The organism is Rhizobium sp. SG570, from assembly GCF_012275345.1.
In the GTDB taxonomy this organism is placed as follows: Bacteria; Pseudomonadota; Alphaproteobacteria; order Rhizobiales; family Rhizobiaceae; genus Rhizobium; species Rhizobium lusitanum.
The window spans coordinates 323148-337815 of record NZ_JAAZQI010000001.1; the positions used below are offsets into that span (position 1 = coordinate 323148).

Annotated in this window: 12 protein-coding genes; 10 read left to right on the top strand and 2 right to left on the bottom strand. The window is 60.4% G+C overall.

Features of this window, described 5'->3' with window-relative positions; all coding sequences use genetic code 11:
• Nucleotides 1-116: 116 nt before the first annotated feature.
• The 5 genes from pal to glmM all read left to right on the top strand — a co-directional run bounded on the left by pal (nt 117) and on the right by glmM (nt 6944).
• Nucleotides 117-650 carry a peptidoglycan-associated lipoprotein Pal gene (gene pal / locus FHT28_RS01565; RefSeq protein WP_037196511.1) on the top strand — a complete coding sequence of 178 codons (534 nt, stop codon included), beginning with the start codon at nt 117-119 and terminating at the stop codon, nt 648-650.
• Between the two features lie 161 nt (nt 651-811).
• On the top strand, nt 812-1819 hold the full coding sequence (gene ybgF, locus FHT28_RS01570; protein WP_037196512.1) for a tol-pal system protein YbgF: 1008 nt from the start codon (nt 812-814) through the stop codon (nt 1817-1819).
• A 5-nt stretch (nt 1820-1824) separates the two neighbouring features.
• Nucleotides 1825-3156, top strand: coding sequence for a tRNA lysidine(34) synthetase TilS (gene tilS / locus FHT28_RS01575; RefSeq protein WP_168595410.1), 1332 nt, complete (start codon nt 1825-1827; stop codon nt 3154-3156).
• A gap of 115 nt (nt 3157-3271) precedes the next feature.
• Nucleotides 3272-5215 (top strand): ATP-dependent zinc metalloprotease FtsH, encoded by a 1944-nt coding sequence (ftsH, locus tag FHT28_RS01580; RefSeq protein WP_034503653.1) that lies wholly within the window; start codon nt 3272-3274, stop codon nt 5213-5215.
• A 376-nt stretch (nt 5216-5591) separates the two neighbouring features.
• On the top strand, nt 5592-6944 hold the full coding sequence (gene glmM / locus FHT28_RS01585) for a phosphoglucosamine mutase (RefSeq protein ID WP_037196514.1): 1353 nt from the start codon (nt 5592-5594) through the stop codon (nt 6942-6944).
• Between the two features lie 89 nt (nt 6945-7033).
• Here the strand turns inward: glmM and FHT28_RS01590 are convergent, their stop codons facing one another.
• Entirely contained in the window at nt 7034-7588 is a 555-nt protein-coding gene (locus FHT28_RS01590) for an SH3 domain-containing protein (RefSeq protein ID WP_168595411.1), read from the bottom strand.
• 322 nt (nt 7589-7910) lie between these two features.
• Here FHT28_RS01590 and FHT28_RS01595 point away from each other — a divergent pair, with 322 nt between their 5' ends.
• Together FHT28_RS01595 and FHT28_RS01600 are read left to right on the top strand one after the other, a co-directional pair.
• Entirely contained in the window at nt 7911-8765 is an 855-nt protein-coding gene (locus FHT28_RS01595; RefSeq protein ID WP_047639021.1) for an outer membrane protein, read from the top strand.
• A gap of 246 nt (nt 8766-9011) precedes the next feature.
• Nucleotides 9012-9830 (top strand): outer membrane beta-barrel protein, encoded by an 819-nt coding sequence (locus FHT28_RS01600; RefSeq protein WP_168595412.1) that lies wholly within the window; start codon nt 9012-9014, stop codon nt 9828-9830.
• A gap of 9 nt (nt 9831-9839) precedes the next feature.
• Here FHT28_RS01600 and FHT28_RS01605 read toward each other — a convergent pair whose 3' ends face one another.
• Nucleotides 9840-10625: a glycosyltransferase family 25 protein gene (locus FHT28_RS01605; RefSeq protein ID WP_246704781.1), complete on the bottom strand. Its 786-nt coding sequence runs from the start codon at nt 10623-10625 to the stop codon at nt 9840-9842.
• Between the two features lie 265 nt (nt 10626-10890).
• Between FHT28_RS01605 and FHT28_RS01610 the strand changes: the two genes are divergently transcribed.
• The 3 genes from FHT28_RS01610 (at nt 10891) to FHT28_RS01620 (ending at nt 14666) form a co-directional block, all read left to right on the top strand.
• Nucleotides 10891-12069: a phosphoserine transaminase gene (locus tag FHT28_RS01610; RefSeq protein WP_047638943.1), complete on the top strand. Its 1179-nt coding sequence runs from the start codon at nt 10891-10893 to the stop codon at nt 12067-12069.
• 144 nt (nt 12070-12213) lie between these two features.
• Nucleotides 12214-13809, top strand: coding sequence for a phosphoglycerate dehydrogenase (gene serA / locus FHT28_RS01615; RefSeq protein WP_168595413.1), 1596 nt, complete (start codon nt 12214-12216; stop codon nt 13807-13809).
• Between the two features lie 209 nt (nt 13810-14018).
• Nucleotides 14019-14666, top strand: a complete 648-nt coding sequence (locus tag FHT28_RS01620) for a lysophospholipid acyltransferase family protein (protein WP_168595414.1) — start codon at nt 14019-14021, stop codon at nt 14664-14666.
• The last annotated feature ends 2 nt before the right edge of the window (nt 14667-14668 follow it).

Below are 14668 nucleotides of genomic sequence, written 5' to 3' on the forward strand. Positions count from 1 at the left end.
TGAGTGGACCGTTTCGGGACAATTTTAGGACACCATTAACCATATTTGTTGGAATCGGATTAACCGAACCCGGTTACAGTCTGGCAACCCTGATAGAGACTAAGGAGAGACCGGCAATGAGCCGCATCGCAACCCCGGCCGTTGGCCATATGCAAAACCTCGCCCGCAACCCGATCCTGATCGCGCTTTTCGTCGGCCTTTCGCTCGCCGGTTGTGCATCCAAGAAGGGCTTGCCGAATGATGCCAATGGTCTTGGCCTGAATGGTGCCGGCAATGCTGCTCCGGGTTCGCCGCAGGATTTCACCGTCAATGTCGGCGACCGCATCTTCTTCGACACCGACAGCTCGTCGATTCGCGCCGATGCCGGCCAGACGCTCGATCGTCAGGCTCAGTGGCTTGCCCGTTATCCGAACTATTCGATCACCGTCGAAGGCCATGCCGACGAACGCGGCACGCGCGAATACAACCTGGCGCTCGGCGCCCGTCGTGCGACTGCCACCAAGGACTATCTCGCTTCGCGCGGCGTTCCGGCTAAGCGCATGAAGACGATCTCCTACGGCAAGGAACGTCCGGTCGCGACCTGCGACGACATCTCCTGCTGGTCGCAGAACCGTCGTGCCGTTACCGTGCTCAACGGCGCTGGCTCCTGATAGGGCAAAGCACCGGTCGAAATACATAAAGGCGGTCCTCGTGACCGCCTTTACTTTTTTGACCACACTTTGGCCGAACTCCGTTGCTTTTTGAGAGCAATTGTAAAAATCTCCTGTTCGAGCCCCATGGCCCGAAGAATCAATGAGACAGGAAGATCCATATGAGAAGACTTGTCGTGGCGAGCCTGCTTTGTCTCGCTGCCGTTGCAGGCAGTGAGCGCGACGCTTCTGCCTTGTCGCTGTTCGGAATCCACCTCGGAGGCCGCGACGCCTCCGCGCAGTCGGCTCCGAACAACGCTTATCAGAGACAAGGCCAGGCGCCTGTCGTCAATGTTCAGAACAGCGATGCTGAAGTGCGTCTTCAGCAGCTCGAAGACCAGATGCGCCAGCTGAACGGCCGCGTCGAGGAGATGAGCTATCAGTTGCTGCAGATGCAGGAGCAGATTCGCAAGACGCAGGAAGACAACGAGTTCCGCTTCCAGCAGCTCGAGAAGCGCGGCGGTAGCGCCCCTGCCGCCAGCAATGCGCCGATGAAGAAGAGCGAAGCCGACGTTCCGGCCCAGGGCGCCGGCAGTCGGCAGGATGACATCGCCAGCGTCATCAGCGATTCCGGTAGCAACGGCGTGTCGCCCCAACAGGGGAGCGGCACGGGCAAGCCGCCGAGCCAACTCGGTTCGATCCAGTTCGATCAGAGCGGTAAACAGGTGGGTTCTGCCTTGACGCCGGCCAATAATGGCTCGGGCGCGCCGCCAAGCGCCAGCTCCGGAGCGCAGACGGCGTCGCTCGGCAATGAAGGTGACCAGTATAAGGCTGCCTACGGCCACGTCCTGTCCGGCGACTACAGCGTCGCCGAACAGGAGTTCCGCCAGTATCTCGACAGCTATCCGAGCAGCGCGCGGGCTGCGGACGCCAATTTCTGGCTCGGCGAAGCGCTCTATTCCCAGGGCAAGTACAACGACGCTGCCAAGACGTTTCTGAATGCGCATCAGAAATACAGCGGTTCCGAAAAGGCGCCTGAAATGCTGCTGAAGCTCGGCATGTCGCTTGCCGCGCTCGATAACAAGGACACGGCCTGCGCCACGCTTCGCGAGGTGACCAAGCGTTATCCCAAGGCTTCGAAAGCTGTTACCGGCAAGGTTGCCAGCGAAGAGAAGCGGCTTGCCTGCTGATCGCCATGCCCACTCAAGCTGTGACCGGTGCTGCCACAGCCCGTACGCCTGAAGCCGCAGCATCCGATTTTCTCCATTCCCTTTCGAAGCCTGCTCATATCCTGGTCGCCATTTCCGGCGGCAGCGATTCCACCGGTCTTCTGATCGCCCTTGCCGAGCAGCTGAAATCCTCTCCCCATTCCGCGATTACTCTTGCCGCCGCGACCATTGATCACGGCTTGCGCGCCGGCTCTACGGACGAAGCGCTAGAGGTCGCCGCGCTCTGTGCCCTTCGCGGCATTCCTCATTTCGTGCGCCGTTGGGAGGGCGAAAAGCCCAAGAGCGGCATCATGGCCGCTGCCCGCGAGGCGCGCTACGGATTACTTGCCGACCTGGCATCCGAGATCTCGGCCGATGTGATCGTTACGGCCCATACCCTGGATGATCAGCGCGAGACGATGGCCATGCGTGCCGCGCGCAGAGGTGAGGGCGGGGATGGCATGGGCACCGGCATTGCCGACGCGGTGCTGTTTGATCGTCGCATCTGGATCGCCAGACCGTTTCTGGCTTGCCGGCGCATGGATATACGCGCCTATCTCGATAAGCATGGTGTATCCTGGCTGGATGACCCCAGCAATGAGGATAGCCGGTACGAGCGCGTGCGCACGCGCATGCGCCTCGCGCGGGAACCGGCCCCTGCTCTTTTCGTGGATGGTGGAGCAAATCGAGCCGCGCTTTCCGCAAAAGCAGCCTCATGGCTGGGTGATTACGCCGCCATTCATGCGAGCGCGCTTTGTGTCATCGACCGAGCGGCTTTTTCCTCAGACGAAACGGTTGTCGTCTACAGTTTGTCCTATCTTGCAGCAGCTTTCGGCGGCGAAGCCTACGGACCTGGCCGTGGGCAAATGGAACGCATTCTCGATTTCGTGACTACGGGAAGCCCTGGACGACGCACGGCAGGTGGGGTGGTCTTCGACCTGCGCCGCGATGCGCTCTACCTCATGCGTGAAAGCCGCAACATCGAGCCGCTGACGCTCATGCCTGGCGCTAGGGCCATTTGGGATGGCCGTTTCGAAGTGGTCAATCCAGGCCCGGCGCCCGTCCACGTGCGAGCTTGCGGGGCGGAAGGTGCGGCCTTTCTTCCTCCGGATTTGCCGAGAGGGGCTGCACAGCGCGCCCGCGCCGCGATGCCTCTGATCGAGGCGGATAAGGCCAATATGGCTGCAGACGTCACCATCTCGCCCTTTCTTGCACCGTTCGACCGCTTTTTGACACGATTCGATCTCACATTCGCAGATCGGCTTTCGGTCGCTTTTGGTCGTGAAGCCTATAGGCGGCTGCCGCTTTCAGTCATATAGACGGAAAAAACATGCACCGACGCGGTTTGCCTTGGCAACGGCTTGGCGCAACCCTATGTTAGGGATCAAGTAATGCCGTCGCTTTGCGGCGGAAGTTTCAGTGCTGGGGAGTTCGATGAACCCTAATTTTCGTAATTTCGCTCTGTGGGCAATCATAGCTCTGCTGTTGATTGCCCTGTTCAGTATGTTTCAGAACGCGCCGGCACAAACAGGCTCCAGGGAAATTCCGTATTCGCAGTTCCTCCGGGAAGTTGATTCCGGCCGCGTTCGTGACGTCACCGTCACCGGCAATCGCGTCGTCGGCAGCTATGTGGAAAACGGTACACCATTCCAGACCTACGCTCCGGTCGTGGATGACAGCTTGCTTGAACGCCTGCAAAACAAGAACGTCAACATTGTTGGACGTCCGGAGTCGGATGGCTCCTCGAGCTTCCTGAGCTATCTCGGTACGCTGCTGCCGATGCTGCTGATCCTCGGCGTCTGGCTGTTTTTCATGCGGCAGATGCAGGGAGGTTCGCGGGGTGCGATGGGCTTCGGCAAGTCGAAGGCTAAGCTTTTGACGGAAGCGCATGGCCGCGTCACCTTCGATGATGTCGCCGGTGTCGATGAAGCCAAGCAGGATCTCGAGGAAATCGTTGAATTCCTGCGCGATCCGCAGAAGTTCCAGCGCCTCGGTGGCCGCATCCCGCGCGGCGTTCTGCTTGTGGGACCTCCCGGTACGGGTAAGACGCTTTTGGCGCGCGCCATCGCCGGCGAGGCCAATGTGCCGTTCTTCACCATTTCCGGTTCCGACTTCGTCGAAATGTTCGTCGGCGTCGGTGCAAGCCGCGTCCGTGACATGTTCGAGCAGGCGAAGAAGAATGCACCCTGCATCATCTTCATCGACGAAATCGACGCCGTCGGCCGCCATCGTGGCGCCGGTCTCGGCGGTGGTAACGACGAGCGTGAGCAGACGCTGAACCAGTTGCTGGTCGAGATGGACGGCTTCGAGGCCAATGAGGGTATCATCCTGATTGCCGCGACCAACCGTCCCGACGTTCTCGACCCGGCGCTGCTGCGTCCAGGCCGTTTCGACCGTCAGGTCGTCGTGCCGAACCCGGACATCGTCGGCCGCGAGCGTATCCTCAAGGTTCATGCCCGCAATGTCCCGCTGGCTCCGAACGTCGATCTGAAGACGCTTGCCCGCGGCACGCCCGGCTTCTCCGGCGCGGATCTGATGAACCTCGTCAACGAAGCTGCGCTGATGGCCGCCCGTCGCAACAAGCGGCTGGTGACGATGCAGGAGTTCGAAGACGCCAAGGACAAGATCATGATGGGCGCCGAGCGCCGCTCTTCGGCCATGACCGAAGCGGAAAAGAAGCTCACCGCCTATCACGAAGCCGGTCACGCGATCACGGCGCTCTATGTAGCCGTCGCCGATCCGCTGCACAAGGCGACCATCATTCCGCGTGGCCGTGCGCTCGGCATGGTCATGCAGCTCCCCGAGGGCGACCGCTACTCGATGAGCTACAAGTGGATGGTGTCGCGCCTCTGCATCATGATGGGCGGCCGCGTCGCGGAAGAGCTGACTTTCGGCAAGGAGAACATCACGTCAGGTGCGTCCTCCGATATCGAACAGGCCACCAAGCTGGCCCGTGCGATGGTGACCCAATGGGGCTTCTCCGATGAGCTCGGCCTGGTCGCCTATGGCGAGAACCAGCAGGAAGTCTTCCTCGGCCACTCCGTCTCGCAGTCGAAGAACGTTTCGGAAGCGACCGCGCAGACGATCGACAACGAGGTGCGCCGCCTGATCGACCAGGCCTATCATCAGGCCAAGGATATCCTCACCGAACAGCATAACGGGTTCGTGGCAATCGCCGAAGGCCTGCTTGAATACGAAACGCTGAGCGGCGAAGAGATCAAGGCCCTCATCCGCGGCGAAAAGCCTGCTCGCGATCTTGGCGACGACACTCCGCCGAGCCGCGGTTCGGCCGTGCCGAAGACCGGAGCCAAGAAGGATGGTTCGCTCGGCACCAAGGGCGATGAGCCTGAAGGTGGTTTCGAGCCGCAGCCGCGCTAGCGGATCAAGAGCACCAAGCTGCAAAAATGAAGGGCCAGCTACCTCGAATAGGGAGCTGGCCTTTTGTTTTTCGGCGTGCAACAGGAGGTAATGCACTGAGCGTTGGCGAAGCGACATGACAATCCACGGACCCGGGCGAAGTAACGCAAACGCCTTGATCCGCGAAATCGGAATATTGCTTGTCTCACGCCTATGCAGTTTTTTAGTGCTTATTAATGGTAACGCGTTGTAATAGCCGTTCTCGGTAATTTAAGTGCCGATTTTTACAATCTGTGGCATGAGCCACAAGCATCGATGCTCGTCGTGTCTCCGGAATCCGAGGCAGCGATTTCGATGCCGCTGCATCTCATGGGATGCCGCAACGACAGGAGTGCATATGAAACGTCGCTATTTCGGAACCGACGGAATTCGCGGTCAATCCAACATCTATCCGATGACGCCCGATCTTGCCATGCGCGTGGGTATCGCTGCCGGCACGATCTTCCATCGAGGTAGTCATCGACATCGGGTGGTTATCGGCAAGGATACGCGCCTTTCCGGCTATATGCTGGAGAATGCAATGGTCGCGGGCTTCACCGCAGCCGGCGTCGATGCCTTCGTTCTCGGCCCGATCCCGACGCCGGCCGTCGCCATGCTCACACGGTCGTTGCGCGCCGATATCGGCGTGATGATCTCCGCTTCGCATAACCCTTACGAAGATAACGGCATCAAGCTCTTTGGCCCCGACGGGTACAAGCTGTCGGACGATCTCGAAATGAAGATCGAGGATCTGCTCGAAAAGGACATGACCGAGCATCTTGCCAAGGCTGAGAATATCGGCCGCGCCAAGCGTGTTGACGGCGTGCACGACCGCTATATCGAACATGCCAAGCGCACCTTGCCGCGCGACGTCACGCTGCAGGGGCTGCGGATTGCGATCGACTGCGCAAATGGCGCTGCCTACAAGGTCGCGCCTGCCGTCCTGTGGGAACTGGGCGCCGATGTCGTGACCATCGGCAACGAGCCGAACGGCACCAATATCAACCTCAATTGCGGCTCCACCAGCCCGGTGGCGCTCCAGAGGAAGGTGGATGAAGTGCGTGCCGATATCGGCATCGCATTGGATGGCGATGCCGATCGCGTCATCATCGTCGACGAAACAGGCACGATCATCGACGGCGATCAGCTCATGGCCGTCATTGCCGAGAGCTGGGCCGAGAGCCAGCTGCTGCGCGGCAATGGCATCGTGGCGACCGTGATGTCCAATCTCGGGCTGGAACGTTTCCTGGAAGAGCGCAGCATGTCGCTGGCACGCACGGCGGTCGGCGACCGCTATGTCGTCGAGCACATGCGCCAGCACAATTACAATGTCGGCGGCGAGCAATCCGGCCATATCGTGCTGTCCGACTATGGCACGACCGGCGACGGGCTCGTTGCTGCCTTGCAGATCCTCGTCGCGGTCAAGCGCACGGGCAAACCGGTGAGCGAAGTCTGCCGGCGTTTCGAACCGGTGCCGCAATTGCTGCGCAACGTGCGCATTTCCGGCGGCAAGCCTCTGGAGGACAATCAGGTACGGAAGGCGATCGCCGATGCGGAAAGTGAGCTTGCCCGCAACGGCCGCCTGGTCATCCGCCCCTCCGGCACGGAACCGCTGATCCGCGTCATGGCGGAGGGCGACGATCGCAGCCAGATCGAGCGCATCGTCGGTGGGCTGATCGATGTGATCTCAAGCGTCCGCACGGCCGCCTGATCGAGCATCAGCATTCCATCGGGCATATGAGATTCGTGGCCGCTCCGTTAAGGGCGGCCATGCTGCTTTCGGCGACGGCGTGGCCTGTTCTATTGGAACATCTCGCCGGGATAGGCGCCCCAGAGCGTGTCCTGCCTGATGTATCCTTTTGTCGCATGTTCCCTGACGGAAACGCGGCACCAAACTCCGGTGCAGGAGTGCAGTGAAAGCAGCACCCGTGGTTGCAGTTCGGCAACCAGTGTTCCGGTAGGCTCCGGATCGGCGCGCAGCATTGCATTCTTCGTCAGCCAGGGTGCGACCACCGCCGTGCGCGTCGCCGAAAGAAGGGCGCTGTGCATCCACCCGGTGACGCCGGTATCGTCGCGAACCTGCCGCCAGTGGCCGTATTCGTCGATGATCTCCATGGGAAGGCCGGGCTTGATATAGATCCATTTGGTGGCATAGATCGTCGACGGGCCGACCCGCATGCGCGCCTTGTGTGCCTTCAACGAAACATAACGTGGGATCGGCAATCCGGTCTCGCGTCCCTTGTTCCATGCCGCAGCGGCAACCGACTTCACCGGCATCGCGCCGGCAAGCACCGCGGAATTCAGGAAGACAAGGGCAAGGCACAGGCCGGCGCATAATTTTCGATGGTAAGTCAACGACTCCCTCCTGGGGCTTAACCCCCGGCTGCCGCACTGTAATGGTACGATTGTTGCCAATTGGTTTAGAAAGCCGGCCCCGGCTGTACTTGCAGATACACGCGTTTTCCGGCGGGAAGAGGGGGCTGGACGGGCGCATCCCGTTCTCTTCATTATAAAATAATATATTCCTAATGTATAAATTAAAGTATAATTCGTGAATAGATAGGGTAAATATTCGTAGTTAATCAGGTTTTAACTCCTTTTCTTCATTATCCGTGCCATGTCGTTTTGATTGGCAAGCATCTGCTGTGCCAATGGCAAGAAATTTGGAGCCAAAACCATGATGAAATCCCTGATTGGAGCACTTGCCACGTTGCTTGTCGGCACGTCAGCGTTCTCCGCTGATCTTTACACACCGGAGCCCCAGCAGCCGGCGCAGGAAGTGGCAGTTGCCCAATCCAGCGGTTGGTATCTGCGTGGCGATGTCGGCTACGCCTTTACCCACCTGCGCGGCTCGAACTACTTCCAGGGTTCGAATTCCAGCCTGGTGGATTTCAACAGCGCAAAGCTGGATGGCAACGTTACGCTTGGCGGCGGTGTCGGTTACCAGATCAACAACTACCTCCGGACGGACGTGACGCTGGACTATCTCTTCAAGTCGGACTTCAAGGGCTCGACGAAGGGTGATTGCGGCGGCTGCGGCCCCGATTTCACGGCTGTTCCGGCGACTTCCCGCGACGTGGCGTCCTTGACGGCCTACAGCTTGCTTGCCAACGCCTATGTCGATCTCGGCACCTATGGCGCGTTCACCCCTTATGTCGGTGGCGGTCTCGGCGGCACCTATGTCAAATGGAGCAATCTGAAGAACACCTCGTGCTCGGACGCCAATCCGGACTCCTGCGATGGCTCCGTCACGCATAATGGCCGCGGCAGCTGGCGCTTCACCTATGCGTTGATGGCGGGTACGTCCATCGACCTCACATGTAACCTCAAGGCCGACGTTGGCTATCGCTTCCGTCACATCCAGGGCGGCGACATGTTCGGTTACGCGGAAAACGGCGGTCCTGGCTACGACAAGGGCCTCAACCTGCATGAAGCCCGCATCGGCGCCCGCTACACCTTTGGCGGTTGCCAGACCGCAAGCTACATGCCGCCGGCCGATATCCCGATCCAGCCGCAGCCGGTCTACAAGTAAGCGTCTCTCGCGCAAGTCATTGAAAAGCCGTCCGGTTTCATCCGGGCGGCTTTTTCCTTTTTCATCTCCCTCGTTAAGCAATTGTTCGGCGTTTTAAAGCTTCATTAACCATGAATTCCCTATGGTTAATGAAATGAGAATGATGGTCATTCCGTCGCGGATCCTCGTGCTGGAGCCCGGAGCGGAAGACAAAAATCAGCCGGGTCGGTGTGCGGGCTGCGCCCGAAGGATGGAAGGCGAGGGGTAATGATCCGTTTCGACGCTCTGGCGCTGGCCACGGTGATGGCAGGCGCATCGGCGGGTGCTGCCCTTGCAGGCGACGCGCCGCCGGAAATCAAGATGCCCGAAGTCAGCGTCAAGGATGCGAAGGGGTGGTATGTCCGCGGGGATCTCGGCTACGCCGTCAACGCCAGCCGCAACGACACGACGTTCCGTGCCTATGATCCGGCTGGCGGCGATAAGAGCTCCGGACGCTTCGATTCGGATCGGTTCGGCGGCAACTTTTCCGGTGGTCTCGGTGTCGGTTACCAGTTCAATGACCTGTTGCGCGCCGACGTCACCGGCGATTTCTTCAGCGGTGACTTCAATGGCAGCATCTCAAGCGCTTCGCCTTGTTCCAGCGGGGCAGGCGGTACCGGCTGCTCCACCAAGGCGCGCTCTTCCTTCAGGGCGGGCAGCTTGATGGTGAATGGCTACGTCGACCTGGGGACGCTTGCCGGATTCACGCCCTATCTCGGTGCCGGCCTCGGTGCGACGCGGGTTTCCTGGAGCAGCGTCAATGCGGTCGGCTTGTGCATCGACGGCGCTTCGGGTTGCGGTGGCGCGGCCTCGGTCAGCGCACGCTATCCCGGCGACAGCGACTGGCGCATGACCTATGCCCTGATGGCCGGCGTCGCCTACGAGGTGGCGCCGAACGTAAAGGTTGATCTCGGCTATCGCTTCTCCCACATCGCCGGCGGCGATATGTTCGGCGATTCATCCGCAAGCGCCGGCGGGACGACGGGCCGCGATGGCGCCCTGTCGCGCCACGAGATACGCATCGGTTTGCGGGTAACCACCTGGTAGGTCGGGTGCCTACTGCGTCGTCAGCACATAGGCGATCCGGCGAAAGAAATCCCAGGTCCGGAAGAGGTGTGCGGGAACACGTCGCCACGCTGAGGATTTGGCCGCGCGATAGTCGCGGCGCCAGCCGATCATCGTGCTTTTCTGCAAGCGGCTGAACCCGACGATATTGGTGCGCGTGCTGAAGATGGATGTCTGCATGTCCCAGCCGCGCTCGACCGCGACATCCCAGGGCAGGGACATGATGGCCAGCGACTTCACGATCTTTTGAGCCCCGCTTCGCGTCACCAGATAACACGCCGTTGATCCCTGGGGACCGAAGAGGCAACGACCGATCGCATCCCCCTTGTCGCTGCGCGTTGCGACGCGGAAGCCGCTCCAGCGGTGATTGACGAGCTTGATCAGATCGGCCGTGGGAGCTGCTTTCTTGGCTGCCATGGCGCGGGCGAGGAAATCAGCGTCCAAGGCCACATCGTCTTCGATGATGACCGCCATTTCGCCGCCATTGGCCAAAAATTGGCGCAAGGCCATCAGGTGGCTGCGATAGCAGCCGTATTCTCCGGGAAGGATGATCCTGCCGTGGCGGCGTTGAAAGCGAAGGTGATCGACGTCAACCCATTGGTCGCGCGGCAAGAGTCCGCCATCGACGCCGTCGACGCGCTCGAACCGAATGCCGAGTTCATCGCTCTGCCGTTGAATTTCCGCCAGTCTGTCTGTCGCTCGATCAATGTTGATCAGATAGACAGGCACTGGCTGCGCGGGCATGAAGTGGCTTTCGGCGAATGCAGTTAGAGACATCGAGCACACTTGTTATTTCCTGTCGGCGCAAGTCAATAAGCGCCATGCTTTATATGATTGCGTGTCGGCACAGAAACCAGCTTTTGTGAGGCTGAATTTGACCTAATTTCATTGCGTGTAGCTTGCCCCATCAAACTTTTCGCACGAGTTCGTGATGCAGCAACACGAGTATATTTTTCTGTTGCGCTTGCAGGCGGCTTCCAATATATCCGGCGGCGGGACACCCTTCCCCAACGAAGGGCTTTCTATCTGAGAGGATAGCATCATGACTAAGCTCGCCAAGCCGGACACGCGTCCGGAGAATACCCATTTTTCTTCTGGCCCCTGCTCGAAGCGCCCCGGTTGGTCGCTCGATGCTCTTTCCGACGCGGCGCTTGGCCGTTCGCACCGCGCGAAGGTCGGCAAAGCCAAGTTGAAGCAGGCCATTGATCTCACCCGCGAAATTCTGGAAGTGCCGGCGGATTACCGCATCGGCATCGTTCCCGCTTCAGATACCGGCGCCGTCGAAATGGCGCTTTGGTCGCTGCTCGGAGAGCGCGGTGTCGACATGCTCGCCTGGGAAAGCTTCGGCGCCGGCTGGGTCACCGACGTCGTCAAGCAGCTGAAGCTCAAGGACGTCCGCAAGCTCGAAGCCGGCTATGGCGAACTGCCCGATCTTTCCACCGTCGATTTCGATCGCGACGTGGTCTTCACCTGGAACGGCACCACCTCCGGTGTCCGCGTTCCGAACGCCGATTTCATCCCGGCCGACCGCAAGGGCCTGACGATCTGCGATGCCACCTCGGCCGCTTTCGCGCAGAACCTCGACTTTGCCAAGCTCGATGTCGTCACCTTCTCCTGGCAGAAGGTTCTCGGCGGCGAAGGCGCGCACGGTGTCATCATCCTGTCGCCGCGCGCCGTCGAGCGTCTGACCACCTATCAGCCTGCTTGGCCGCTGCCGAAGATCTTCCGCATGACCAGCGGCGGCAAGCTCATCGAAGGCATCTTCACCGGCGAGACGATCAACACGCCGTCGATGCTTTGCGTCGAGGATTATATCGATGCTCTGCTCTGGGCCAAGGAGATCGGCGGCCTCAAGGTGCTGATCGGCCGCGCCGACGCCAACGCCAAGGTCATCCATGACTTCGTCGCCGCCAACGGCTGGATCGCCAATCTCGCCGCCAAGGCCGAGACGCAGTCCAACACGTCCGTCTGCCTGAAGATCGTCGACAAGGATATCGCCGCTCTGGACGAAGACGGCCAGGCGAATTTCGCCAAGGGTCTGGTCGCGCTTCTCGAAAAGGAAGGCGTCGCCTATGACGTCGGCCACTATCGCGACGCACCGTCGGGCCTGCGCATATGGGCCGGTGCGACGATCGAAGCCGCCGACATGCAGAAACTGATGCCCTGGCTTTCCTGGGCCTTCGAAACGCAGAAGGCGACGCTCTCCCAGGCCGCTGCCTGAGACTTCAAGCGTTCACGGCTCCGCCGATAGGGCGGAGCCCAGCATTCCGAATTATCTGTTTGCTTTCACGCAATTCCGGACGGAAAACCGCTTCGCATCTTCCTGGAATTGCTCATCATCGCTGACCCTTTCAGGAGGCCTATCATGGCACCTCGCGTTCTCGTATCCGACGAACTGTCGGAAACCGCCGTCCAGATTTTCCGCGATCGCGGCGTCGAAGTCGATTTCCAGCCACAGCTCGGCAAGGACAAGGACAAGCTGTTCGAAATCATCGGCAATTACGATGGTCTCGCCATCCGGTCCGCCACCAAGGTGACCGAGAAGATCATCGAAGCGGCCAAGAACCTCAAGGTCGTCGGCCGCGCCGGTATCGGTGTCGACAATGTCGATATTCCCGCCGCTTCGCGCCGCGGTATCATCGTCATGAACACGCCGTTCGGCAATTCGATCACCACGGCCGAGCATGCCATCGCCCTGATGTTCGCCGTTGCCCGCCAGCTTCCGTCTGCCGACGCCTCGACTCAGGCCGGCAAGTGGGAAAAGTCGAAGTTCATGGGTGTCGAGATCACCGGCAAGACGCTCGGCGTCATCGGCGCCGGCAATATCGGTTCTATCGTCATTGCCCGCGCCATCGGCCTGAAGATGCACGTGGTTGCCTATGACCCGTTCCTTTCGAAGGAACGTGCCGAGGAAATGGGCGTCACCAAGGTCGAGCTCGACGAGCTGTTCGCCCGCGCCGATTTCATTACGCTGCACGTGCCGTTGACGGACAAGACCCGCAACATCATCGACGCCGATGCGCTCGCCAAGATCAAGCCGGGCGTGCGCATCATCAATTGTGCCCGTGGCGGCCTCGTGGATGAGGCGGCGCTTGCTGCTGCGATCAAGTCCGGCCACGTCGCCGGTGCCGCCTTCGACGTCTTCGAAGTCGAGCCTGCCAAGGAAAGCCCGCTGTTCGGCCTGCCGAACGTCGTCTGCACGCCGCATCTCGGCGCGTCCACAACGGAAGCGCAGGAGAACGTCGCTCTCCAGGTCGCCGAGCAGATGGCCGACTACCTCGTCAAGGGTGCGGTTTCCAACGCGATCAACATGCCGTCGATCACCGCCGAGGAAGCGCCGATCCTGAAGCCGTTCATCAAGCTTGCCGATGTTCTCGGCGCCTTCGTCGGCCAGGTCACGGAAGACCCGATCAAGGAAATCGAGATCCTTTATGACGGCATCACCGCCGGCATGAACACCAAGGCGTTGACGAGCGCGCTGCTGGCCGGTCTCATCCGCAATCAGGTCGCCGATGTCAACATGGTTTCGGCGCCGATCATGATCAAGGAAAAGGGCATCGTGCTTGCCGAAGTCAAGCGCGACAAGACCGGCGTCTATGATGGCTACATCAAGCTGACTGTCACCACCGACACCATGACCCGCTCTGTTGCCGGCACCGTCTTCTCGGATGGCAAGCCGCGCTTCATCCAGATCAAGGGCATCAACCTCGACGCCGATGTCGGCAACCACATGGTCTACCTCGCCAATACCGACGTTCCCGGCATGATCGGCTTCATCGGCACGACGCTCGGCTCCGCTGGCGTCAACATCGCCAACTTCCAGCTCGGGCGAGACAAGCAGGGCGGCGACGCGATCGCGCTGCTTTATGTCGATGGCCCAATCAGCGATGATGTGTTGGCCAAGCTGACCGCCCATCACGCGATCCGCCAGGCCAAGCCGTTGGTCTTCAACGTCGACTAAGCCCGCCGCCTTCGCAAAGGAGGAGGCGGGGTGATCCATTTGCTCCTCCCAAGAGCCGTCCTGAAACCCGGCGCGACGCAAGTTGCGCCGGGTTTCCACTACTGTTGGCAGGGTTGTGGATAAGTCGGCCGGGCGGGCTATCGAGGCCGGTCAAACGGGCCTATCTCTTTGCCATGGAGGCACTCTGGAAAACGATTTTTGGGGAAGGGATGGGCAAGCCGATCGAGTGGCTGGCAAAGCCCGTATCCGTGGCGATTGTGCTGTTTGCGCGAGCCGTTACCGCCGTCAGAGCGATCTGGCCCGAGAGCGGCATGCATACCGGCCGTTGCATCTATTTCGCCAATCATTCCAGCCATGGTGATTTCATCCTCATATGGGCAGTGCTGCCGCCCCGGTTGCGTCGGCGTGTTCGGCCCGTGGCCGGCGCCGACTACTGGCTGAAATCGAAGCTCAACAGTTTCATCGGCCGCGATGTCTTCAATGCGGTGCTGATCGAGCGGGATCGCGAGGCGCGCAAGGAAGATCCGGTCACGCAGATGGCGCAGGCACTCGATGCCGGCTCTTCGTTGATCCTGTTTCCGGAGGGTACGCGCAATCTGACGGAGGTGCCGCTGCAGCCGTTCAAGAGCGGGCTCTTCCATCTTGCCCAGGCCCGCCCGGATATCGATCTCGTCCCCGTCTGGATCGACAATCTCAATCGCGTCATGCCCAAGGGCGAGTTCGTGCCCATTCCACTGATCTGCACCGTTACCTTCGGCGAGGCGCTGCATATCGGCGAGGCCGAGGAAAAGGCGGGTTTCCTGGCGAGAGCCGAATCGGCGTTGCTGGCGCTTGCGCCGAAGCGGGCGGGAGACTGAGC

Coding starts and splice junctions, on each gene's coding strand:
- pal (WP_037196511.1), top strand. CDS start 117: ATGAGCCGCATCGCAACCCCGGCCGTTGGCCATATGCAAAACCTCGCC.
- ybgF (WP_037196512.1), top strand. CDS start 812: ATGAGAAGACTTGTCGTGGCGAGCCTGCTTTGTCTCGCTGCCGTTGCA.
- tilS (WP_168595410.1), top strand. CDS start 1,825: ATGCCCACTCAAGCTGTGACCGGTGCTGCCACAGCCCGTACGCCTGAA.
- ftsH (WP_034503653.1), top strand. CDS start 3,272: ATGAACCCTAATTTTCGTAATTTCGCTCTGTGGGCAATCATAGCTCTG.
- glmM (WP_037196514.1), top strand. CDS start 5,592: ATGAAACGTCGCTATTTCGGAACCGACGGAATTCGCGGTCAATCCAAC.
- FHT28_RS01595 (WP_047639021.1), top strand. CDS start 7,911: ATGATGAAATCCCTGATTGGAGCACTTGCCACGTTGCTTGTCGGCACG.
- FHT28_RS01600 (WP_168595412.1), top strand. CDS start 9,012: ATGATCCGTTTCGACGCTCTGGCGCTGGCCACGGTGATGGCAGGCGCA.
- FHT28_RS01605 (WP_246704781.1), bottom strand. CDS start 10,625: ATGTCTCTAACTGCATTCGCCGAAAGCCACTTCATGCCCGCGCAGCCA.
- FHT28_RS01610 (WP_047638943.1), top strand. CDS start 10,891: ATGACTAAGCTCGCCAAGCCGGACACGCGTCCGGAGAATACCCATTTT.
- serA (WP_168595413.1), top strand. CDS start 12,214: ATGGCACCTCGCGTTCTCGTATCCGACGAACTGTCGGAAACCGCCGTC.
- FHT28_RS01620 (WP_168595414.1), top strand. CDS start 14,019: ATGGGCAAGCCGATCGAGTGGCTGGCAAAGCCCGTATCCGTGGCGATT.